The sequence below is a fragment of the Streptococcus sp. 2022WUSS135 genome, assembly GCF_044427045.1.
Classification (GTDB): Bacteria; Bacillota; Bacilli; order Lactobacillales; family Streptococcaceae; genus Streptococcus; species Streptococcus hashimotonensis.
Genome location: NZ_JAOTGL010000005.1, coordinates 17507 through 40055 on the forward strand (window position 1 = coordinate 17507; position 22549 = coordinate 40055).

Annotated in this window: 20 protein-coding genes; all 20 read right to left on the reverse strand. The window is 42.6% G+C overall.

Going from position 1 to position 22549, the window contains the following annotated elements:
- Nucleotides 1-241: 241 nt before the first annotated feature.
- Nucleotides 242-1285, reverse strand: coding sequence for a phenylalanine--tRNA ligase subunit alpha (gene pheS, locus ODU45_RS02830; protein WP_002939760.1), 1044 nt, complete (start codon nucleotides 1283-1285; stop codon nucleotides 242-244).
- 481 nt (nucleotides 1286-1766) lie between these two features.
- On the reverse strand, nucleotides 1767-3491 hold the full coding sequence (locus ODU45_RS02835; protein ID WP_398580729.1) for a glycoside hydrolase family 3 protein: 1725 nt from the start codon (nucleotides 3489-3491) through the stop codon (nucleotides 1767-1769).
- 10 nt (nucleotides 3492-3501) lie between these two features.
- A complete protein-coding gene (locus ODU45_RS02840) occupies nucleotides 3502-5292 on the reverse strand; it encodes a glycoside hydrolase family 3 protein (RefSeq protein WP_398580730.1) in 1791 nt (596 codons plus the stop codon).
- Between the two features lie 49 nt (nucleotides 5293-5341).
- Nucleotides 5342-6142, reverse strand: coding sequence for an HAD family hydrolase (locus tag ODU45_RS02845; RefSeq protein WP_398580731.1), 801 nt, complete (start codon nucleotides 6140-6142; stop codon nucleotides 5342-5344).
- A complete protein-coding gene (locus tag ODU45_RS02850) occupies nucleotides 6142-6981 on the reverse strand; it encodes an SDR family oxidoreductase (RefSeq protein ID WP_398580732.1) in 840 nt (279 codons plus the stop codon). The genes ODU45_RS02845 and ODU45_RS02850 overlap by 1 nt, the downstream gene beginning before the upstream one ends.
- Nucleotide 6982: 1 nt before the next feature.
- A complete protein-coding gene (locus ODU45_RS02855; protein ID WP_029188531.1) occupies nucleotides 6983-8083 on the reverse strand; it encodes a mannonate dehydratase in 1101 nt (366 codons plus the stop codon).
- Between the two features lie 13 nt (nucleotides 8084-8096).
- On the reverse strand, nucleotides 8097-9497 hold the full coding sequence (uxaC, locus tag ODU45_RS02860; RefSeq protein WP_398580733.1) for a glucuronate isomerase: 1401 nt from the start codon (nucleotides 9495-9497) through the stop codon (nucleotides 8097-8099).
- 1 nt (nucleotide 9498) lies between these two features.
- A complete protein-coding gene (locus ODU45_RS02865; RefSeq protein ID WP_105179492.1) occupies nucleotides 9499-10119 on the reverse strand; it encodes a bifunctional 4-hydroxy-2-oxoglutarate aldolase/2-dehydro-3-deoxy-phosphogluconate aldolase in 621 nt (206 codons plus the stop codon).
- Between the two features lie 122 nt (nucleotides 10120-10241).
- Nucleotides 10242-10958 carry a FadR/GntR family transcriptional regulator gene (locus tag ODU45_RS02870; RefSeq protein WP_002938037.1) on the reverse strand — a complete coding sequence of 239 codons (717 nt, stop codon included), beginning with the start codon at nucleotides 10956-10958 and terminating at the stop codon, nucleotides 10242-10244.
- A gap of 45 nt (nucleotides 10959-11003) precedes the next feature.
- Nucleotides 11004-12803, reverse strand: a complete 1800-nt coding sequence (uidA, locus tag ODU45_RS02875) for a beta-glucuronidase (protein WP_398580734.1) — start codon at nucleotides 12801-12803, stop codon at nucleotides 11004-11006.
- A gap of 15 nt (nucleotides 12804-12818) precedes the next feature.
- The gene (locus tag ODU45_RS02880) at nucleotides 12819-13847 is read right to left on the reverse strand and encodes a PfkB family carbohydrate kinase (RefSeq protein ID WP_398580735.1); all 1029 of its coding nucleotides are present in this window, start codon (nucleotides 13845-13847) and stop codon (nucleotides 12819-12821) included.
- A gap of 55 nt (nucleotides 13848-13902) precedes the next feature.
- On the reverse strand, nucleotides 13903-15456 hold the full coding sequence (locus tag ODU45_RS02885) for an MFS transporter (RefSeq protein WP_024394643.1): 1554 nt from the start codon (nucleotides 15454-15456) through the stop codon (nucleotides 13903-13905).
- 186 nt (nucleotides 15457-15642) lie between these two features.
- Entirely contained in the window at nucleotides 15643-16482 is an 840-nt protein-coding gene (locus tag ODU45_RS02890; RefSeq protein ID WP_398580736.1) for a DNA/RNA non-specific endonuclease, read from the reverse strand.
- A 29-nt stretch (nucleotides 16483-16511) separates the two neighbouring features.
- The gene (locus ODU45_RS02895; RefSeq protein ID WP_002936005.1) at nucleotides 16512-16703 is read right to left on the reverse strand and encodes a DNA-directed RNA polymerase subunit beta; all 192 of its coding nucleotides are present in this window, start codon (nucleotides 16701-16703) and stop codon (nucleotides 16512-16514) included.
- Entirely contained in the window at nucleotides 16696-17979 is a 1284-nt protein-coding gene (gene murA / locus ODU45_RS02900) for a UDP-N-acetylglucosamine 1-carboxyvinyltransferase (RefSeq protein WP_105249204.1), read from the reverse strand. The genes ODU45_RS02895 and murA overlap by 8 nt, the downstream gene beginning before the upstream one ends.
- 23 nt (nucleotides 17980-18002) lie before the next feature.
- Nucleotides 18003-18227 carry a DUF1146 family protein gene (locus tag ODU45_RS02905; protein WP_012775178.1) on the reverse strand — a complete coding sequence of 75 codons (225 nt, stop codon included), beginning with the start codon at nucleotides 18225-18227 and terminating at the stop codon, nucleotides 18003-18005.
- A 59-nt stretch (nucleotides 18228-18286) separates the two neighbouring features.
- Nucleotides 18287-18703: a F0F1 ATP synthase subunit epsilon gene (locus ODU45_RS02910; protein ID WP_002936007.1), complete on the reverse strand. Its 417-nt coding sequence runs from the start codon at nucleotides 18701-18703 to the stop codon at nucleotides 18287-18289.
- Nucleotides 18704-18712: 9 nt separating this feature from the next.
- Nucleotides 18713-20119 (reverse strand): F0F1 ATP synthase subunit beta, encoded by a 1407-nt coding sequence (gene atpD / locus ODU45_RS02915; RefSeq protein WP_024407431.1) that lies wholly within the window; start codon nucleotides 20117-20119, stop codon nucleotides 18713-18715.
- 19 nt (nucleotides 20120-20138) lie between these two features.
- A complete protein-coding gene (locus ODU45_RS02920) occupies nucleotides 20139-21017 on the reverse strand; it encodes a F0F1 ATP synthase subunit gamma (protein WP_002936012.1) in 879 nt (292 codons plus the stop codon).
- An 11-nt stretch (nucleotides 21018-21028) separates the two neighbouring features.
- Nucleotides 21029-22549: a F0F1 ATP synthase subunit alpha gene (atpA, locus tag ODU45_RS02925; RefSeq protein ID WP_044761584.1), complete on the reverse strand. Its 1521-nt coding sequence runs from the start codon at nucleotides 22547-22549 to the stop codon at nucleotides 21029-21031.

The window sequence follows — 22549 nt, forward strand, 5'->3', positions numbered from 1 at the left end:
TAATTTTATCGAATTACGACGGATTTCAAGCAAAACGATATTTTTTGCTTGAAATCCTAGTAAGGTAACTAGGAAAGTCGCTTAATACGATTTCCTTCTACTCACTCCTGCGGAGTTACGACGTTCTAAGGTTGAAAACGATACTTTTTCAACCTTAGAACTAGTGAGGGGAGTAGGTAGACCGCTATAGCGGCTACCGTCCTGTTTCTAGATACTTTCAGTATCAGAAACAGGGCTCACATCAAAATTGCTCCGAGAATCGTACATCGCCTTGATAGAATCCACGAATATCGTTGATACCGTAGCGGAGCATGGCAATGCGTTCCTGACCAAGACCGAAGGCAAAGCCAGAGTACTTGGTTGAGTCAATGCCGCTCATTTCCAATACTTGTGGGTGGACCATGCCGGCACCGAGGATTTCAATCCAACCTGTTTTCTTACATACGTTACAGCCGTCACCACCACACTTGAAGCAGGAAACATCCACCTCAACTGAAGGCTCAGTGAATGGGAAGTATGATGGACGGAGACGAATTTGACGCTCTTCACCAAACATTTTCTTGATAATCATTTCAAGCGTACCTTTGAGATCGCCCATGGATACATTTTCACCGACAACCAAGCCTTCAATCTGGTGGAACTGGTGGCTGTGGGTCGCATCGTCCGTATCACGACGGAAAACACGGCCTGGCGAAATCATCTTCAAGGCACCTTTTGAGAAATCATGCTGGTCCATGGTCCGTGCCTGAACAGGCGACGTATGGGTCCGCATAAGGATTTCTTCTGTGATGTAGAAGGTATCCTGCATATCACGTGCTGGGTGGTCTTTTGGCAAATTCATGCGCTCAAAGTTGTAGTAATCTTTTTCCACTTCAAATCCGTCAACGATTTGGAAGCCCATGCCCAAGAAAATATCTTCGATTTCTTCAGAAGTCTGGGTCAAGACATGACGTTTTCCGACCTTGACCTGACGACCTGGCAAGGTCACATCAATAGTTTCTGACGCTAATTGCTGTTGAATTTTTGCGGCTGCAACCTTCTGAGCGGTTTCTTCAAAGGCAGCCGTCAGCACATCACGCACCTCATTGACCTGCTTACCAACGATTGGTTTCATGTCGTTAGATAGGTCTTTCAGACCTTTCAACAAGTCAGTCAAGGACCCTTTTTTACCCAAAACCGCAACACGCAGGTCTTGTAGTTCTTTTTCTCCTTGGTGCTGGATTTCTTTTAACTTTTCAAGTGTAGTTTGGCTTAATTCAGCTAACTGTTGTTCAATGTTTGACATAATTCCTCCAATAAAAAAACGCATGACACCACTCGTATCGGAGCGTTGTCACGCGGTACCATCCGTTTTCATCTGCTAGGCAGACCTTAGTTCCATGAACCAGTATTCACAAGTGAAGTGTCGCACGGTGAATAAAGGTTCTAAGTCCTTGCGTGAGTGAATTCGACCAACTTTCACTGATTGAGCTTGCAGTCACGGCTCAACTCCCTGGGCAGTTTCCATAGGTGTACTAGTCTCACAGACTTCTATTCAATTAAGAATATTCTATCAAAAATAAGAAAGTTTGGCAAGAAATCTTCCCATAAAAACTCCTTCTATCTAGGATAGAAAGGAGTTTACATTTAGAATATGTATTCACAAGCGAAGTATTTTAAATAAGAACTAGTTTTTCGATCATAAAGATAGTATTTTGAAGGAATTCTGACTGTATTTTGAAAAAAACTAGCCTTAGATGGAAGTACTGAACTGTTGATACAGGTTCTTATAGTTTTGCCTGCCATTTATTGGCCCAAACATTCTCATTTGGCACACCATAGAATGCAGCTTTTCCTTCTAATTTATCAAGGAGGGATTCAATCGTGTTTTTATTATGATGGTAGGCATTGATAGCAGTTTTGACCATGGTAACATCGTGAAGGTGAGTTGTATAGTTTAGTGAAACGAAAATAGTTGGAACTTCATGTACATACCAAGGAACTTCATTGGACATGGCTGTTCTCCACTGGATGCGGTAATTATTCTGCGCTCCATATCCAATGACATTGGCAACAATCAAGGCTAAATCAACTTCTTCTCGGTATTGCAGCGTTTTTCCTTTGATTCGAGTCGTACCATCATTGACGGTCACTTCATAACCACGCGCTTCCAAGGCAGCTTTAAGGTTATCAACCACTTCTGTACTTGCCGCCATAATCCCTTCTTTTTCACCTTCTAGGTAATACAAACGGATTCTGCGATGGGTTTCTGGACTGATTGGAAGATTTTTCTGTGTATCTTTCAACAGCGTAATTGCTTTGTCTGCTGCTTCACGTTGCCAAGCCAAGTGTTCTTCACAGCCGATAATAGCCAATTCATCGGCTGATTTTAGTAAGGTTCCTTCTGCTTGCTTGATATGCAGATTGAGTTTGGCTTTCAGACCTAAAATGCGACGAAGAGCATCATGAAGGCGTTCTTCAGTAATCACTCCCTTGCGGTAGCCATTGAGCATAAATTCAAAATCTTCTTCTAAATTATTGAAGAATAAGAACATATCGCAACCCGCAGCAATGGCTGCAGGTACGTAGTCTTCACGACGCATCGCTGCTGTCATCCCCAACATGTGGCTGGCATCTGTTATGACCAAGCCATTGAATTCCAGTTTTTCTTTCAATAAATCTTGAATCAATTCGGGAGCCAGCGTTGCAGGCAAAATATCTTCATCTTTCAAACTTGGATTCAATGTTTGTTGATAGTAGGGCAAGGCTATATGACCCGCCATAATCATCTCAACACCAGCTTCAATATGATGACGATAGACACGACCAAAACTCTTGTCCCATTCTTCTGGAGAGAGCTCATTGACACCGAGGACTAGGTGCTGATCACGTTCTTCTGTACCATCTCCTGGGAAATGCTTGATACATTGAATCACATCTCTTTCAGCAGTCAATCCTTCTAAATAGGCACTGGTATAGGCAATCACATCATCAGCATTGGTGCCGTAGGCTCTGGTATTGACAATAGTATTGCGCCAATTCTGAACAATGTCCACGCAAGGGTCAAAGTTGACATTTACACCTAATGCAGTCTCCTCTCGCGCAGATACGAGACCTGCTAGGTAGGGAATACGAGGATCCCGACTGGCTTCCGATTGAGCGCCTGAGGAAATATAGGTTCCTCCTTTCACAGCTCCATCTCCACCTGAGTCACAGTTCGCTGCAACTAAGAGAGGTACTTTTGAATAGCTTTGCAACTCGTTAATCAGTCCTTGTACCTGTTCTGGACTGCCATTCATATAGCGGGCGCCACCTATGTGGTATCGATTAATCAGTTCCTGATTACTCAGATTATTTCCGCTAAAAGCGTCTCCTCCGAAGAAGAATAGATTGACAAACAATTGACCGATTTTTTCTTCATCAGTCAGATGAGCCAAGGTATTTTCCACCCAAGCAATCTGCTCTTCATTCAAACAATAGGGTTTCTTCCGCAAATCAACCAATCTAGGCATTATTTCCTCCTTATTTTCCTCGCCAAATACGTGTATCTAGCAAACCACAGTAGGCATCTACAGGCGATACCCCTGTAAAGGATGACTCTCCTACTAGTTTGGCAACCAAGGCTTCTAAAGTGACAGGCAAGCCATCATAGGCATTGATATAGGTTGCAACCTGTGGCATATCTGCAAGTGCAAATGGGTGCTGAACAGAGACAACAATGGTTGGAATTTCGTGAACATAGAAAGGCTGGTCTGGTGTTCCCTTGGCAGCTGGCCAAATAATCCGCTGAGTTGTCCCGCCAGAATTTACATCCACCAAATTGATAATCAAATCATAGTTATCTGTGACTTCGGCAATAGGACGCTTGGAAGCATAGACATTTGCAATCGCTGCTGGTCTTTCTTCTTCTGGCAATTTGGCAATCCGTGCTTCTGTATTTTCCCAGATAGATACTTGGTGACCTCGAGCTTCTAATAGTTCTTTCAGCGTATCGGCTGCTCTCTTCTTGCCAGCATTGATCATGGCGCCAAAACCACCCTTATAGCCATCTACTTCTACCAACAAAATACGTTCGTAGCGTTCTGGATTGACAGGGAAAATTCCTTCTTGTTTGGCTTTTACCAAGGTAATCGCCTTATCAGCTACTTCTTTGGCAAGCTGTTTCGCCTCATCTCTACCAATCAAATCCAGCGCTTCTTCTTTTGGCAACATGATTTCCTGACGACGACCTTCAAACAAGTGAAGACCGAGTTTAGCTTTCAAGCCCAAGGTACGACGAAGGGCATCATGGAGGCGTTCCTCAGAAAGCAGACCATTTTCCAATCCTTCTTTCATCCATTGCAAATCTTCTTCTGGATCATTGAAAAAAAGGAAAAGATCACATCCTGCCTCAATAGCTGTAGGCAATAGCTCACGACGCGGCATAGAGGCTGTCATACCAATCATGTGACTGGCATCCGTGACGATGGCTCCATTGTAACCTAACTCTCCACGAAGCAATTCATCCAAGAGGGTTTTATTCAGCGAAGCTGGCAACATGTCATCCAATTCACGTTCTGGATGCATTTCTTTCTCAACATTTGGCAAATGAATGTGCCCCGCCATAATACCTGGAAGACCTGCGTCAGCCATCTCACCGTAAATTCGTCCGAAAGTCTCCATCCATTCAGACTTGGTCATGGGATTCGAAGCAAAAGAGAGATGATGGTCACGTTCATCAATGCCATCGCCTGGGAAATGCTTAGCAAACGGCACAATGCCGTGTTCCATAATGCCACGCATGTATTCTTTGGATAATTCAATGACTTGGTCTACATTAGCTCCCCAAGTTCGGTTTGCAATGATTGGATTGCGCCAATTACGGCTGAGGTCCATAATCGGTGCAAAGGAGGCATTGCAGCCTACCGCAGCTGCTTCAAGTCCTGCAACTTTCCCCATTTCATAAGCATAGCGGGGATCGGTTGTCGCAGCAATCTTGATTTCATCCCCAATTTTCGTTCCATCCGTAACAGCTCCATTCCCACCAGATTCGGTATTTGCTGCAATCAAAAGGGGAATTTTAGACTTGGTCTGCAAAATATAGTTTTGCTCCCAAATATCTGCAGCAGGTCCAGGATTGTAACGAACAGCAGCAATCTTATAATCATTTAATACTCCAGTCAGATATTCTTCCGTCCGCTGGCTCCCCATGTTGATAAAGAGATGACCGATTTTTTCATCCAAGGTCATCTGAGCAATGGTTTCTTCAATCCAAGAAATAGCCTCTTCGTCAAGGTTGTAAGGTTTCTTCCGTAAATCTACTAAATGTGTCATGTTTGGCCTCCAAAAAAGCTAGAGGGCATAGCGCCTCTAGCCCTTCTCTCTAGTCGTCTAAATTATTCCAAAATGCCTGTGTCAATTCTGTTTCTTTCTCATCTGTGAATGCTTGATGAGCAAATTCATCTGCAATCGTTTCTGTCAAATCTGTCCAAGATTGCATCTCTCGTCCTACTAAAATAGGATAGAAATGGACACCGTTCAATTCCGCCGCCTTCAAATCACCAGGCGAGTCACCAATCATCATAATCTTATCAGGACAATACCCTTCCTCTATTAACAGTTTGATGACATCTTCTTTCTTACCACGGTCTTGACAGTACAATTCTGTAACATAGTCCATCAAACCTTGGTCTGTCCACTCTTCTTCTACTGCTTCCTTATTAGCAGAAGAAACCACGTAGACTTTTCCTAACTGGCTCAATTTTTCCAAGCCCTTGTGAACGCCGATGAAGGCTAAAACAGGACCGCTATACTGCTTAATGGCTTGATTGACCTGATTGGACCATTTTAAGGCTAATTCCAAGTCTTTTGACGGCTGCTCCTCTATCAATCTTTCCAGAGAAGCATTTGACAAAGAATCTGTGGTCGCAACCCAATTTTTCAAGTTGTCTATACCAGTCACACCTGCAAATTCTAGGCCTTTAACTAAGCCTACAAAACGGTTAATACCACGTTCTCGCGAGTACAGATTAACTCGATTCCATTCAGCTAAAAACGGTTCTTTATCTTTGACATCAAAAACATCTGCAGCCAAGGGGCCGAAAAAAAGTTTATGTTTGTAGGTCATGGTGTCCATGGCACAGCCATCAGAGTCCACACAAAATACGTATTCCATCTTCATCATCAGACTCCTGAATAGGCTGAGAAGCCACCGTCAATCGGTAAAACAACACCATTGACAAAACTTGCCAAATTCTCATCTGCCAAGAAGAAGACCCCTCCGACCAACTCTTCGGCTTCACCAAACCGTCCCATTGGTGTATTGGTCAAAATCTTGTTGGCACGTGAAGTCGGTTGACCTGACTCGTCAAATAGCAAACCGCGGTTTTGGTTGGTAACCAAGAATCCAGGCGCAATAGCATTACAACGGATGCCAACTTTTGAAAAATGGACTGCTAACCATTGGGTAAAATTACTAATAGCAGCCTTGGCACCTGAATAGGCTGGAATTTTTGTCAAAGGAGTAAAGGCATTCATGCTAGAAATATTGATAATATTTGCTCCCAAGCGACCGATCATATCCTGTGCAAAGACCTGTGTTGGCAATAGGGTACCTAGATAATTCAAATTGAACACAAAGTTGATACCTGCTTCATCCAAGTCAAAGAAAGTTTTGGTATCAGCTGGCAACCCAATCTCATGGAACTCATTGTCCGTTGTCGCTTTGGGATTATTGCCTCCTGCACCATTGATTAATATGTCTACAGGACCAAAATCTGCTAGGACTTGCTGGCGAACTTCTTCCAAATTTTCCTTAGAAAGAACGTTAGATTTATAGGCTTTTGCAACGCCTCCTGCTGCTGCAATCTCATCAACGAAGACCTGAGCCGCAGCCTCATTCAAGTCCAAAAGTGCAACCTTTGCACCTGCCTTAGCAAATTCTTTTGCCAAATAGCCACAAAGAACGCCTCCTGCACCTGTAATAACAACAACCTTATCCTTAAACTCAATAACACGTGACATATTAGCTCTCCTTATTTCCAACTGTTTTGACTGTAATTCCAAAATCTGGCGTCTTGCCTGCTGCTCGCATATTGGCTTCATAGAGACCGTTAAAGTAGGTTGCCCCAAGGGCTCGGTCATACAGACCATAACCAGGTGTCTTGGTCTGGTCTCCCCAGATACGACGACCGTGGTCTGGACGCAAGGCACCAGTCCAGTCATAGTCTACCAATAATTTAACAACAGCGTTCATGTCAATGTCACCAGCCTGTGACAAATGTGCAGTTTCTTGGAAGCCCCAAGCACCTGCCGTCACATTGCGCGTATGCATAAAATTGATGCGATTGCGTTTGAGAGCATATTCTGTCATGGCAAGGACATCATTTTTCGGATCAGAAGCATAGGATCCGACACACATGGTAATTCCATTGTGCTCTGAATCATAGAGATTCAAAAATCGTTCAACGGCTTCTTGACCAGTGATGATGCGAGGTAAACCAAAGATTCCGTAGGGAGGATCATCAGGGTGAATGGCCATTTTGACGCCAGCCTCCTCAGCCGTTGGCATAATCGCCTTGATGAAATACTCCAAATTCGCCCATAAATCTTCTTCAGAAATATTCTGACGATAATTTTCGATAATAGCCTTCATTTCTTCCTTGGAATAGGATGAATCCCAACCTGGTAAGTTCAAATCATCCGCCACAGGATCAACCCCTGCTAAATCAGACTTGAGGAAAGCTAAGGAAGTTGAACCATCTGGAAGTGGGTGGTGCAAGTCTGAACGAGTCCAGTCAAACACAGGCATGAAATTGTAGCATACAACTGGAATACCTGCAGCCCCGACATTACGGATGGACGTTTTATAGTTTTCGATTAACGCATCACGATTTGGCTTCCCTTGTTTGATGTCTTCATGGACAGGAATGGATTCAATAACAGTAATTTCAAGTCCTGCTTCTTCTACCATTTTTTTCAGCTCTAGAATGTTTTCAAGGGGCCAAGCTTGACCAACTGGCACATCATAGACAGCAGTCACAATCCCCTGCATACCAGGAATCGCCTTAATCTCTTCAAGTGTCACAGGATCCTTTTTCCCATACCATCGAAATGACATTTTCATGATTTACTCTCCTTTATTGTTCAAAAAATTCTTTGGCATTATAATAGGATATGGCTTCTACAAACCGCCCTAAACGATTGTAATCTTCAGGCACTTCTTCATCAACAATCCATTGACCAACATAGGTCGCTAAAATGCGTCTGAAATAATCATGCCGTTGATAGGATAAAAAGCTACGTGAATCGGTTAACATCCCAACAAAATTAGCAAGCATGCCCTGTTCTGCATAGGCATTCATCTGGTCAATCATGCCCAACTTGGTGTCATTGAACCACCAACCAGCACCAAATTGTAGCTGGCTACGAAGCCCTTCCTCATTGGACTGGAAATTCGCCAAAGTATTGGCCAGAGCAATGTTGTAACTTGGATTGAGATTGTACCAAATCATTTTTGGAAGGGCATTTTCCTTGACCAAGTTATCTAACAAACGATTCAAATTCACAGTCAGACATGTCTGGTCTCCAATCGAATCCACACCTACATCTGCTCCAAGTTTTTCAAACAGTCCTGTATGGTTGTTCCGTAAGGCACCAAAATGAACTTGTGTCACAAAACCATGTTTCTTGTACAGTCGGCACAGTTCTCTAAAGATGGCCGTCTGCCATTTATTGATACTGGATTGGCCAGCCTCTTTACCTGCAAGTCTTGCTAGTAAAATATCATCAAGCTCTTCAAGGCTTGCTTCTTCGTATGAAATAGCCGTAAAACTGATGTCACTTGCTCGGCAACCGTGTTGAGCAAAATAGGAAACGCGCTGACCAAGTGCCTCTACAAAACTTGCAAAGTCTCTTACTGCTACCCCTGTTACTTCCTCCAAGCGTTTAATAAATGGATTGAAATTTCGATGTTCTATAAAGGCTTCATCTGGGCGGAAAGTTGGTGCCACTACAGTATCTATAGTTGGGTCCTCAGCCAAGCGCTTATGCCATTCCAAGCTATCTAGTGGGTGGTCAGTTGTCCCAATAAAGGTCACCCTAGCATCCGCAATCAGCTTCCGTGGACTCATTTGATGTTCTTGCAAATAGGCATTGAGCTGATGATAGAGTCGCTCTGCATTTTCTTCGGTCAACAATTCCTCAACACCGAAAACCTGTCGCAATTCCAAATGACTCCAATGATACAGAGGATTTCCGAAAGCCCGTTCCAAGGTGCTTGCCCAAGCCTTAAACTTATCTAGTTTACTTGCTGAACCTGTGATTTCTTCTTCTGAGATACCATTAGCCCGCATCAAGCGCCACTTATAATGGTCACCCCCCAGCCACAGATCAACAATATCTTCATAAACCTTATCTTCAAAAATTTCCTTAGGATCCAAGTGGCAATGGAAATCATAGATAGGAAGCTCTGCTATTTTCCCATAAAGCTCCTTAGCAGGCTCATTTTTTAGCATAAAGTTTGTATCATTAAAACTCATTTCATCCCTCCAAAGCTGCAACAAAACTGCGAGCAATCGTCGTTACACTTTCATAGCCTTCAGCCTGCACTCGACTTGCCAGAGCCGAACCGACTCCAACAGCACAAGCACCTGCCTTTTTCCAATCTGCAACATTTTCAACCGATACGCCACCAGAAGGCATCAAATCCACTTGGGGTACAGGACCGTGAATATCCTTGATAAATCCAGGCCCCAACACGCCACCAGGGAAAAGCTTAATAATAGGACATCCCGCCTGACTAGCTGTGACAATCTCTGTTGCAGTTGCACAGCCTGGGAAGTAGAATACCTCAGCCTCTTGAGCCAAGTCTTGAATTTCTTTATCAAAATGAGGACTGACCAGGAAACTAGCCCCTGCGTCAATGGCCTCTTGTGCCAGCTTAAGATTCATTACTGTTCCCGCCCCGATGACTACGGAAGAATCGTCTGAGAACTCTTCTTGTAATTCTTTGATCACTGTCGCAGCATTTGGAGTCGAAAATGTAATTTCAATATTTCGAATACCTCCCAAAATCGCATGGCGAGCGATTTCTTTCGCATCTTCTTCATCTTTTCCGCGAATCACTGCAAAAAAGTAATTTTCTTTTAATTGCTTTAACATCTTGACCTCCAATTAGAAAGCGTTGTCATTTATAGCTATAGTATACAATTCATCAGATGATTTGTCAATGAAAAAGCAAAAAATACCCAGAAGAATTCTTCTGGGCAGTATATTTTGTATTTCTATTTATGATCATTGAGACCATGCAAGGTCATATCTTTATCGAACCATTCGCTTAAAACAACCTGTCTTACTGATATAATATGTGCTAACATGCTATCATATGCTGCAACAGGATGGCGTTGCTTGATAGCCATTAAGATATTCCTGTGGGCCTGTAAACTATCCGATTTCATCTGACGATTTGAATAGTTTTCATTGATCAGATGAATAGATTGATTAATGACAGGCATCAGACTAGTCATTGCCAGATTCCCACTCATCTCAGCCAGCATACAGTGGAATTTCACATCCAACTCCAGATGCTTCGTGTCTCCAGCAGCAACGGCCTCTTCAATAGCAAGGACAATTTCTTCTAGTCGAGCAATATCTTCGTCCGAGGCAAACTGAGCGACACGCTCCGCAATTCTCGGTTCAAGCAAATACCGCACTTCAAATAAATCTGTCGTCAACTTTACACGGTCTCTTACCAAAGAAAAACCTAGGGGATCCTCTGATACTCCTTTTTTAGAGCTGATATAGGTTCCCGACCCTTGGCGCACCTCCAGAATATTTCGAGTAGCTAAACTTCGAACAGCTTCACGAACAGTCGAACGTCCAACTTCTAAATCTTGGGCCAATTCATACTCATTTGGAAGCTTGTCACCAACTTCATATCCTCTTTCCAAAATCAATTCCAATAAGCGTTCCGATGCTTTTTCTACCAAGGGTTTCGCCATGTGCTTGGTCCTCCAATACAACTTTCTATTTGCTACTATTATAGCTCATTTCCTCTTATAATGGTAGTTTGGAATGGCAGTCCAACGTTTCTTTATTTCTCTAACAATTTGCTTCGGTTGACGATTCCGTGAGAATAACCCCTTATGATTTCCTTGAATCCGAATAATACCAACCGTGGTTTCAAAATCAGCAAAATTCCAAACCTGCTCACCAACCAAATTAGAAATAGAATCAAAGACTCGATGGTTCATCTCATAGTAATCCACCTGAAATTCCTCTGTATAAGGAATATCCCACATCGAATGCAAACCTGGAAGAGTATCTGCACCATATTCCGTAATCAAAATCGGCTTGTCAGGATAAAGTTTTTGCCAAGTCTCCAACTCTTGACGGAGCCCTTTCTCTGCCGCTTTCAAGTCACCATGAGCAACATACCAACCATAGTAACGATTGAGACAGACAACATCGACCAAATCCATAACCTCATCCTTATCAGGCGTTGCTGTCATAATATTGACCAAGGTCACAGGACGCTTAGAAGGATCCCTGTCCCTCATGCGCTGAATCAGAGGTTCAAAGTAAGCACGTGCTCCCTTTTCATGCCCTGCCGGTTCATTGGCAACAACCCACATCACTACAGATGGATGATTCTTATCACGCGCTATCAATTCATCAATCACCAGCTCATGAGCCTCCTTGGTTTGCATAACTTCCCAAGTATTTTTTACTTCTTCAGAATCACCTGTCAAATTCAAGGCTGCATTGAAAAGCTGGAACAGGCCAACTGCTGGCACTTCATCAAGGACAACGATTCCCAAACGATCTGCCAACCGCATCATTTCCTCAGAATAGGGATAGTGAGATGTCCTAAAAGAATTTGCTCCAATATCCTTCAGTAAATTCAAATCCATCAGATTGGCCGCTTCATTGAAACCACGACCATTAATAAAGGTATCTTCATGTTTACCAAATCCCTTGAAATAGAAAGGTTTTCCATTGATGAAAAACTGCCCATTTTCAACCGCAACACTACGAATACCGAATTGTTCTGAGTAGGTATCTAGCAAGTTTTCTCCGTCAAATAATTCAACTTTAGCAGTATAGAGATAGGCATCTAAGACCTCCCAAAGGCATGGATGTTCAATGACCATTTGTCCGTTTTCAAGAAGACCTACTTCCTGTCCCTCTTGATCTAAAATAGACATACGGATGGAATCGTACTGCCCAACTGTCTTCACATCAACATTCACTACCGCCTGAGTCAAATCTTGATTTAGCTCCGTCCGAATAACAATATCCTCAATCCTATTTTTGGGACGTTTATAGAGATGAACCGTCCGCTGGATACCAGAATAGTTGAAAAAGTCAAAATTCTCCTTGACGGTCTTCACAATTTGACCATTCTCATCCACTTCTTCGCTATAATTCCCTACTGGAAGGGTTGTGTAATTCAACTCATTATTGGCACAGACTGTCAAACGGAATTGGTCAGCGTCGTATAAGTTTGATGGAATCAAGCATTCAAAAGGGGTGAAACCACCTTTGTGCTCCCCGATTAGCTGACCATCTGCATAGACTTTGGCCTGATGCGTTACCGAACCAAAACGCACAACCAACTCCTCATCAGCTGATACGACAGGAAGAGCCACCGTGAGTTCATACCAATTATCTCCGACAAAACTGCGCTTTGCTTTATCGACAACAACATCATTAAAGGAACTCGGTACAACCATTACTTCATCTGTATCTAACAGACTATGAACATCATTGCTCCCTTGCTTAAAAGCCCATATTCCATTTAAAGAATAAACTGAGCGTGTTTTTGTTTGTATAGGATACAACATACTTTTTCCTTCTTTCTATCGTTTTATTTCACGTGAACCCTTTTTCAATAGCAAATCAATATCTGATTGACTGATGACATTAATGTCCCCTTCAATGGTGTGCTTGAATTGAAAACTAGCCATCCCCAAGTCGACTATTTCCTGTGGCATTTTTTCCTGCAAATAACCCAAAATAATTCCTGCTGTAAAGGCATCCCCTGTCCCAACTCGGTCCAAAACTTGAATGGATTCTTTTTCCGTTTCATAAAGAATACCATCTTGATATAAGTATGCTTTCAGCAAATATTCATTATTGTAGGTCATTTCCCTCTGGGTAAAAGCAAGACTTTGCAAAGAATAAGTCTCCGCCAGACCTTTAACCACCGCCAACAAGACTTCTTTATTTTCATAAGGGCGCTTCAACTCCAATTCATCCTTCACATCTTTACCAGATTCATTGAAAAGTTGAATAGGCTCTAGACCAAAGCAAATATCTGCTAAACCTACAAAAGGAGATAATTTCTCCCTCGCTTCTTCAAAAGAAGACCACAAACTTTCTCGATAATTCAAGTCAAAGGAAACCTTAACACCCTGCCCCTTTGCCATTTCCATCAAACGAAAGGCCAGTCGATAAATATCTGAATTCAAAGCGACCGTTATACCACTCACATGAAACCAATCGACACCGTCAAACATCCCCTCCAAATCATAGTCTTCTTCCTTGGATAAGCTGAAAGCAGAATAATCACGGTCGTAGGTCACCTGGCTAGGTCTAAGGGAGAAACCCTTTTGATAATAATAAAGACCCAGCCTTCCCTCTTTTCGAATCACATATTTCTGTCCAATCTGCCGTGCAAAAAGAAAGTGTTCTGCCATTTTTCCCACTTCATTCTTAGGCAGTGCCGTCACCAACTCGACTGAGTGACCAAGCTGAGCCAAGCTGGCTAACACATTCAACTCCGAACCACCAAACTGACAATCCAAACTCGTAGCCTGTGTTAAGGTCTGATAATGAGGAGGAGATAGCCTCAATAAAACTTCTCCAAACGCTAAGATTTTTTTCATACCGCCTCCTAGATGAAAGACCCAGCTGGAAGCCTCCAACTAGGTCGTTAATGTATTATTTATCGTCGTATTGATCAACCTTATATTGAGTTACATCAACATAATCCATATCAGATAATGGAACATTTTTTGCAATCGCACGCACACGTTCTTCATCTTTTGCCGCTTTCATAACATGGATTTTTTCTTGAATGCGAGCCATTTCTTCACGGTCTAGTTTGTAGAATTTCATCAAGAACAAGGATACGCTCAATACCGCTGCTGGAATCACTGTCAACAGGACAATCAGTGCCATTCTCAAATCTGTTGAGAATGCTGTTTCAACAGTTGGGTACTCTTTACCAAAACCGATACCTGCTAATACAAATCCAACAACCATTGGGGCAAATGAAGAAGCAATTGAGTCTGTCAATGAGAAGATAGTCCCAATCATACCTGACAAGTAACGACCAGATACTGAAGTTTCATAGTCTGTAATATCCGCACCCATGGTCAATACCAAACCAGATGGAGCACTAGATGCGTAGCGAGCAATGATATAAACAACAAAGAAACCGATTGTGTAGAGATTCCAATTTGTCAAATCCAACATACCTGGTTTAGCTGAAAAGAGCATTGCTGCCAAGGTTACAAGACCAGCAATCCCAAGTTGAAGCGCTGTAATATAGGCAAAACGTAAACCTTTACGACGAGCCAATTGCGCAGCACCAACTGTTACAAGAATACCTGGCAAAATCAAAAGCATAGACATTTTTCCAGAAAGAGCATAGTCACCGAAGATAATACCATACAGCATAACTCCGATAACGGAATCTCCAAACAGTTGAGCAACAAATTTTACAAAGGCTGCAGAGATTGAAAGAACCTGCAAAGGTTTGTTTCCTTTGATAACTTTCCAGTAATCTTTCAACTTCGTTTCTTGTGTCTTCTCACCAAGACCAAAGTATTTCTTATTGTCTTTCTCCCAAATACCGATAATAGCAAGAATACCCAGAACAGCTGAAATTACTACTACACCGAGGAACAATTCTTGGAAGAAACTTGGGGTGAAACCGCCATGTTTCGGAACCAATGTCCCTGACACAACAACCTGACTACCAGTCATCAACACAGTTGTGGCAATACCATCAACAATATTAAAGATTGGACGTTGCTTTGGATCATTGGTAAGCGCAACTTGTCCTGCTTTTGTAATGGTCTGTTGCAATGAATAACCAATTTTATGGATAATCAAAACAAGGATGAATAGAGGAAGACGGAGACTCTCACTAACTCCACTTAAACCTAACATCATAAAAAGAGAAGCTGCTGTAATGATATTCCCCAAAACCAAGATAGGACGATATTTACCAAACTTAGTATCCGTTTTATCAATGATAACTCCGATTGTAGGATCAATGAAACCATCAAAGATACGAATATAGCCCATGAGTTGACTAACAAACAGGGCTGCAAGACCAAGCACACCTGTCGATAAATAAGTCACGAAAGTAAAGGCAACCAAGTAAATATTCGTCGATGAATTGTTCATCGCAAATAATATGATTTGCCATAACTTGGCTTTGTTATAAGTAACGTCTTCGACACGTTGCTCAACATGTTTTTCCATTGGAAATTCCTCCTAAATGTTTTCTACGACAAAGTCGTAAGCGTTTTCTTTAACTATATTCTAATATTCGTCAGATGATTTGTCAACTGTTTTTGTAAATATTTTTAATTATACGCAAAAAAAGACGATTTTACGTGAAAATCGTCTGATATATTTGATTTAGCGAGGGAGAATTCGTCTGACTATTTATTGATTTACTACAATTTCCCCACTATGATAGTTGATACTGAGACCACTCTGCACATTTGGAGCGAACACATTGAACTCTAGGCTACCATCTGCTGCTTTTGCCTCTAGATGGCTTCCGACTGGAACAAGGTCTTCACTCTCAGCATACACCAAGGTCACACGATAGCGGACACGCTTATTTTTATCCAAGGCCCGCCGAATCTGACTTTCAAAATAATTCTGCCCAGTTGAAGTTTGGTCATTAGCTTGGTTGGACCAAGCTGTTTGAACTGCAATATTCTTAGGATTGCTGGTTGAAGCATCAAAGCCAGACAATCCACCAATCAAAGCATAACCTAGGAGGTGACCACGGTCCACTGCATGGTCATATTCTCCAGTTAAATCATGGACCTGGTGCCAACCCGCAGGTGTCCAAGAAGTCCGACCATTTCCTGTTTCTTCACGGTCCTTATACTGACGTGTAGATTTGGCTAAAAGCGCATTGGCTACTGTTGGAACCATTTCTCCCTGGACTGTTTTTGTCTTATTATCACCATAAGGAACACTGGCAACCGATGCATCTAAATCCGTTTTATTCCCGTTAATAATAAATGCTCCAGCACCATTCCATTCAATCGAATTCCCCAGTTGTTTTTTTACATCTTCTGTCAATACCGAACTAGCCAGTTCCTGACTAGGTGTGCTCTCACTTGTCTTAGACTGATTGACATAATAGGAATATTCAGCAACCTTACTGCTCTTGTTATCACTTAAAAGATAGCCACCCGCCACTACAACAATCGTAGCCAATAAGCTGAGCAGACTCATTGCTTGTTTTTTTACATTTTTCTTCGCCATTTTCTCTCCATCAAAAAAGCAGGTCCAGCCTACTTTCCTGTAAATTTACCGATTAGTTCTTGCCACTTAGCTGGTGACAACACCGCAAATACATTGTCTCCATCTCCTATGACACCGTAACCAACCATTAATCCTAAAACAAACACCAAAATAGCAATCAACAAAACAACTGCTACTAAGATTAAATTTTTACCAACATAGCTAAGATTATCCTTATCCATTTTCATCTTCTCCACTCACACGTTCAATCGTTGCACCTAAAGCAGCTAACTTCTCATGAAAACGATAGTAACCTCGGTCTAAGTGCGTTAATTTACCTACAATCGTCTCACCTTCAGCAACCAAACCAGCCAGAATCAAAGCGGCACTTGCTCGTAAATCAGTAGACATAACCTGAGCACCTTGCAGAGCTTGTCCTCCCGTGATGATAGCTGTATCTCGTAAAATTTCCGAATGCAAATCCATCCGACGCATTTCTTCCAAATGCTGGAAACGATTCTCAAATACCGTTTCAATCATGGTAGATTCACCCTTTGCAACTGCCATTAGGGCTGTAAATTGAGCCTGCATATCCGTTGGGAAGCCTGGGTGTGGCAAGGTTTTTACTGTTACAGGTTTAAGCTTATCCACTTGCGAACAAACTCGAATCCCTTCAGCTTCTTCCGTCACCTCAACTCCCATTTCCAACATCTTAGAAATGAGTGGACGGTTGTGCTCCCAGACCGCATCTTTCACCAAGACATCGCCACCAGTCATTGCTGCTGCCACCATAAAGGTACCCGCTTCGATACGATCTTGCACCACTTGGTGTTCTGCGCCAGTCAATTCTTCTACACCAGTAACCGTAATAGTCTCTGTGCCTGCCCCCTTAACTTTGGCCCCCATTTTGTTTAGGAAAATAGCTAAGTCAACAATTTCAGGTTCTCGCGCTGCATTTTCCAATACCGTTGTGCCCTGCGCCAGAGTTGCAGCCATCATCAAATTTTGCGTTGCCCCAACACTTGGGAAATCAAGATAGATATGAGCTCCCTGCAAGTTATCTGCACTCGCTTCAATATAACCAGCTCGTTGTTTAATTTTAGCCCCCATAGCTTGCAAACCTTTTAAGTGCAAATCTATTGGACGACTACCAATTGTACAACCTCCTGGCATAGAAACCTTAGCATAGCCATTGCGTGCCAAAATCGGACCAAGAATAACAATAGAGGCACGCATTTGACTCACATACTTATAAGGAGTTTCACTACCAAGTTTACCTGTTGCGTCAATATCGATAGTCTTTGTTTCCTCGTCAAATTTCACACGAACTCCCAGACCACGTACAACATTATTCATTGTATAGACATCAGACAAAATAGGAACCTGAGTCAATTTGGTTTGCCCTTGACTTGCTAGAACTGTTGCTGCCAATAAAGGCAGAACGGCATTCTTCGCCCCCTCAATCTCAACCTGTCCTTTCAAACCGTTTTTACTACCTGTAACAATAATTGTATCCATTTCTTATCCTTTTCTTACTTAAATCACATATTTGCAAAAGAGCGTCCCATCATCAACAATTCTAAAAAGAAAGTCGAGACCAAGTACCCCAGTGCTATTGCCAGAAAGAGAATCAGCAAATTGATTTTACGCTGATTGTCCCCCGTTACCTTCAACCACCGTGACCAATCAACTGTTGTAACCAAGAGATGATGAGCCAGATAGATAAACAATATATGACTAAAAAACTGTAAAATTGAAATTACCATGTTTCCATTATACCATGAAATTAAAAAATGGAACTGAACCAAGTTCAATCCCATATAGATTAATGTTTCCCAACACGAATACGATTTATCGCACGTTGGAGGGCGACTGTTGCACGCATCTCCATATCAATATTACGAGCAGTCTGTGCTTCTTCCAATTCACGTTCCGCGCGCAATTTGGCACGTTCCGCACGACTAATATCAATATCCCGTTCCCGCTCAGCGGAATCAGAAATGACCGTAATAATATCCTTGTTGACTTCAATGATTCCACCATTGACCGCAATCCAGTCCACATGGTTTTCATCATCAACACGACGCACTTTCATTTCACCGATTTCCAAAACTGCAATCAGTTCTTCATGTCCAGAATAGACCCCCATCTCACCATCAACCGTTTTGACCAAAACAAATGCTGCATGATGGTCATATTTGATACCGTCTGGTGTTACGATTTGTACAGTCATTTGTCCCATAAGCCACCTCTAGAATTTCATTTTAGCAGCTTTAGCGACCACATCCTCAATTGAACCAACATTTCGGAAGGCATCTTCTGGTAGATGGTCGTGTTTGCCGTCCAAGATTTCCTTAAAGCCTTTCACCGTTTCAGCTACTGGCACATAAGAACCTGGCATACCTGTAAATTGCTCCGCAACGTTGAAGTTTTGAGAGAGGAAGAATTGGATACGACGAGCTCGACCAACCAAGGTCTTCTCTTCATCTGACAATTCGTCCATACCGAGAATGGCAATAATATCTTGCAATTCTTGGTAACGTTGAAGAACACGTTTTACTTCCATAGCCACTGCATAGTGCTCTTCACCAACGATTTGTGGAGAAAGCGCACGAGATGATGATGCCAATGGATCCACCGCAGGGTAGATACCAAGCTGAGTCAACTTACGTTCCAAGTTGGTAGTCGAGTCCAAGTGAGCGAAAGCTGTCGCTGGAGCTGGGTCTGTATAGTCATCCGCAGGTACGTAAATAGCCTGAATAGATGTAACAGAACCCTTCTTGGTCGAGGTAATACGCTCCTGCAATTGTCCCATCTCAGTTGCAAGTGTTGGCTGATAACCAACGGCTGATGGCATACGGCCCAAGAGGGCAGACACTTCTGAACCAGCCTGAGTGAAACGGAAGATATTATCGATGAACAGAAGAACATCCTGCCCTTCCACATCACGGAAGTATTCCGCAATGGTCAAACCAGTAAGAGCAACACGCATACGAGCTCCTGGTGGCTCATTCATCTGACCAAATACCATGGCCGTTTTTTCAATAACACCTGATTCTTTCATTTCCCAGTAAAGATCGTTCCCTTCACGGGTACGCTCGCCAACTCCGGTAAACACAGAGATACCACCGTGTTCTTGGGCAATATTGTGAATCAATTCTTGGATAAGAACGGTTTTACCAACACCGGCACCACCGAAGAGACCAACCTTACCACCTTTTAGATAAGGTGCTAGGAGGTCGATAACCTTAATCCCTGTTTCCAAAATTTCGCTTGAAGTAGATAATTCGTCAAAAGCTGGCGCTTTCTTATGGATAGGCTCACGTTCAAAATCTGCCGGAAAAGACTCTTCAAGGTCAATGGTATCTCCCAACACATTGAAGACACGACCCAGCGTTTCTTTACCGACTGGAACTGAGATAGGACGACCTGTATCGAGAACTTCCATCCCACGTGTCAATCCATCCGTTGATTCCATGGCAATGGTCCGTACAACGCCATCACCAAGTTCCAAAGCCACTTCAAGCACGACTTTTTGTTTGGAATCATCATTTTTATATACAACGAGTGCGTTGTTAATCTCAGGAAGTTTATCTTCTGCTGCAAACGCAACGTCTACAACTGGTCCGACAACCTGAGTAATTTTGCCTGAACTCATTCTATTTCCTCTATTTCTATTACTCAAGGGCTGAGGCACCAGCTACAATCTCAGTAATTTCCTGAGTAATCGCTGCCTGACGAGCCCTATTGTATTGGATTGTCAAATCGTTAATGACATTCTTAGCATTATCCGTTGCTGTCTGCATGGCTGTCATACCTGCTGCATTTTCAGCAGTTTTGGCATCCAAAATCGCTCCATAAATAGTTGATTCTGCATATTGAGTCAAGAGTTGTTCCAAAATAACCTCACGGTTTGGTTCCAACTCAAAGGTAGCTGTATAACCATCTGCTTCATTGTGGTCCAAATCTTCTACAGGAAGCATCTGTTGTACACGCACCTGACTGGTCAAACTATTGACATGGTGGTTATAACAAACATACAACTCATCAAAGAGTTCATTCTTGTACATCTCAACAGACTTAGAAATGATTTTTTGAACCTCTTCAAAACTTGGGTTGTCTGCTAAACCGCGCAATTCAAAGACAGGATTGATACCACGAGCACGGAAAAAATCTGCTCCCATACTACCAATAGCAATAATCTCATACTCATCTTTCGAGTCATGGTCCTGTTCAATCATCCCCATCACAGCCTTCAAAATACTGGAATTATAAGAACCTTTTAGTCCACTGTCAGAGGTAATGACAATATAACCCGATTTTTGAACTGGACGGCGAATCAGCATTGGATTGCTTGTATCTGAAGCCATCAATTCTCCACGTAAGAGATCCGTTGTAATCTGACGAACCTTACTAGCGTAGATCTGAAAGGATTGCGCTAATTGCTCTGATTTGGCTAATTTAGAAGCCGAAACCATCTGCATGGCACCGGTGATTTGACTGGTTTTCTTAGTTGATGCAATTTTTGACTTGATTTCATTGAGAGAACCTGCCATTATTCACTCCTTTACTTAAAGACAGACTGGTCTTTGAAAGCTTGAATTGCAGCGTTCAACTCATCTGTATCAGGTAGATCTTTGGTTGTACGAATGACATCCAAAAGATTATCATAATGCAAATCAAAATAAGCATACAACTCTTCTTCAAATGCCAAGATATCATCAATCGGCACTGAGTCAAGATAGCCATTTGTCAAAGCATACAAAATCAAAACTTGTTTTTCAACTGGAAGTGGCTTATGCAATGGCTGTTTCAAGACTTCCACAGTTCGACGACCGCGGTTGAGTTTTGCCTGAGTTGCCGCATCCAAATCTGAACCGAACTGCGTAAAGGCCTCTAATTCACGATAAGAAGCTAAGTCGATACGAAGGGTACCTGCAACCTTTTTCATGGCCTTAATCTGTGCAGAACCACCTACACGTGATACAGAAGAACCCGCATCAATGGCTGGACGGATACCAGAGTTGAATAAATCGTCCTTCAAGAAGATTTGTCCATCCGTGATAGAAATCACGTTGGTTGCGATGTAAGCTGAAATATCTCCCGCTTGTGTTTCGATAAATGGTAGAGCTGTAATGGAGCCACCGCCCAATTCATCTGAAACCTTGGCTGAACGCTCTAGCAAACGACTGTGCAAGTAGAATACATCCCCTGGATAGGCTTCACGACCCGGAGGACGACGAAGCAAGAGAGATAATTCACGGTAGGCTACCGCTTGTTTTGACAAATCATCATAAACAATCAAGACGTGTTTGCCTTCATACATGAACTCTTCTGCCATCGCAACACCAGCATAAGGAGCCAAGAAAAGCAATGGAGACGGTTGTGAAGCAGATGCAGTTACTACGATTGTGTAATCCAAAGCACCATATTGACGAAGCGTTTCAACCTGAGTACGAACAGTTGACTCTTTCTGACCGATAGCGACATAGATACAAATCATGTCTTGGCCTTTTTGGTTGAGAATAGCATCAATAGCTACAGATGTCTTCCCTGTCTGACGGTCACCGATAATCAATTCACGCTGACCACGACCAATCGGAACCAAAGCGTCAATCGCCTTAAGACCAGTTTGAAGCGGTTCATTAACCGACTTACGTTGCATAACACCTGGTGCTGGATATTCAATCGGACGAGTCTTACTAGTACGAATTTCACCAAGACCATCCACAGGTTGACCAAGTGGGTTGATGACACGACCAATCAAAGCCGAACCAACTGGTACTTCCATAATTTTACCAGTACGACGAACAACTGACCCTTCACGAATATCGGTAAATTGTCCGAGAATGATGATACCAACATCGTTGGTTTCTAAGTTTTGTGCCATACCAATGGTGCCATTTTCAAATACCAAAAGCTCTCCACTCATGGCATTGTCAAGACCTTGCGCACGGGCGATACCGTCACCGATATAGGTTACGACACCAGTCTCTGTGTAGTCAAAGTCAGGCTGAAAGCCTTCAATTTGTTGTTTTAGTAAAGCGCTAATTTCTTGTGCATTAATCAAAAGAACACCACTTTCTAT

Excerpts from the sequence above, each read along its gene's own strand:
- pheS (WP_002939760.1), bottom strand. The coding sequence starts at position 1,285 with ATGTCAAACATTGAACAACAGTTAGCTGAATTAAGCCAAACTACACTT.
- ODU45_RS02835 (WP_398580729.1), bottom strand. The coding sequence starts at position 3,491 with ATGCCTAGATTGGTTGATTTGCGGAAGAAACCCTATTGTTTGAATGAA.
- ODU45_RS02840 (WP_398580730.1), bottom strand. The coding sequence starts at position 5,292 with ATGACACATTTAGTAGATTTACGGAAGAAACCTTACAACCTTGACGAA.
- ODU45_RS02845 (WP_398580731.1), bottom strand. The coding sequence starts at position 6,142 with ATGATGAAGATGGAATACGTATTTTGTGTGGACTCTGATGGCTGTGCC.
- ODU45_RS02850 (WP_398580732.1), bottom strand. The coding sequence starts at position 6,981 with ATGTCACGTGTTATTGAGTTTAAGGATAAGGTTGTTGTTATTACAGGT.
- ODU45_RS02855 (WP_029188531.1), bottom strand. The coding sequence starts at position 8,083 with ATGAAAATGTCATTTCGATGGTATGGGAAAAAGGATCCTGTGACACTT.
- uxaC (WP_398580733.1), bottom strand. The coding sequence starts at position 9,497 with ATGAGTTTTAATGATACAAACTTTATGCTAAAAAATGAGCCTGCTAAG.
- ODU45_RS02865 (WP_105179492.1), bottom strand. The coding sequence starts at position 10,119 with ATGTTAAAGCAATTAAAAGAAAATTACTTTTTTGCAGTGATTCGCGGA.
- ODU45_RS02870 (WP_002938037.1), bottom strand. The coding sequence starts at position 10,958 with ATGGCGAAACCCTTGGTAGAAAAAGCATCGGAACGCTTATTGGAATTG.
- uidA (WP_398580734.1), bottom strand. The coding sequence starts at position 12,803 with ATGTTGTATCCTATACAAACAAAAACACGCTCAGTTTATTCTTTAAAT.
- ODU45_RS02880 (WP_398580735.1), bottom strand. The coding sequence starts at position 13,847 with ATGAAAAAAATCTTAGCGTTTGGAGAAGTTTTATTGAGGCTATCTCCT.
- ODU45_RS02885 (WP_024394643.1), bottom strand. The coding sequence starts at position 15,456 with ATGGAAAAACATGTTGAGCAACGTGTCGAAGACGTTACTTATAACAAA.
- ODU45_RS02890 (WP_398580736.1), bottom strand. The coding sequence starts at position 16,482 with ATGGCGAAGAAAAATGTAAAAAAACAAGCAATGAGTCTGCTCAGCTTA.
- ODU45_RS02895 (WP_002936005.1), bottom strand. The coding sequence starts at position 16,703 with ATGGATAAGGATAATCTTAGCTATGTTGGTAAAAATTTAATCTTAGTA.
- murA (WP_105249204.1), bottom strand. The coding sequence starts at position 17,979 with ATGGATACAATTATTGTTACAGGTAGTAAAAACGGTTTGAAAGGACAG.
- ODU45_RS02905 (WP_012775178.1), bottom strand. The coding sequence starts at position 18,227 with ATGGTAATTTCAATTTTACAGTTTTTTAGTCATATATTGTTTATCTAT.
- ODU45_RS02910 (WP_002936007.1), bottom strand. The coding sequence starts at position 18,703 with ATGGGACAAATGACTGTACAAATCGTAACACCAGACGGTATCAAATAT.
- atpD (WP_024407431.1), bottom strand. The coding sequence starts at position 20,119 with ATGAGTTCAGGCAAAATTACTCAGGTTGTCGGACCAGTTGTAGACGTT.
- ODU45_RS02920 (WP_002936012.1), bottom strand. The coding sequence starts at position 21,017 with ATGGCAGGTTCTCTCAATGAAATCAAGTCAAAAATTGCATCAACTAAG.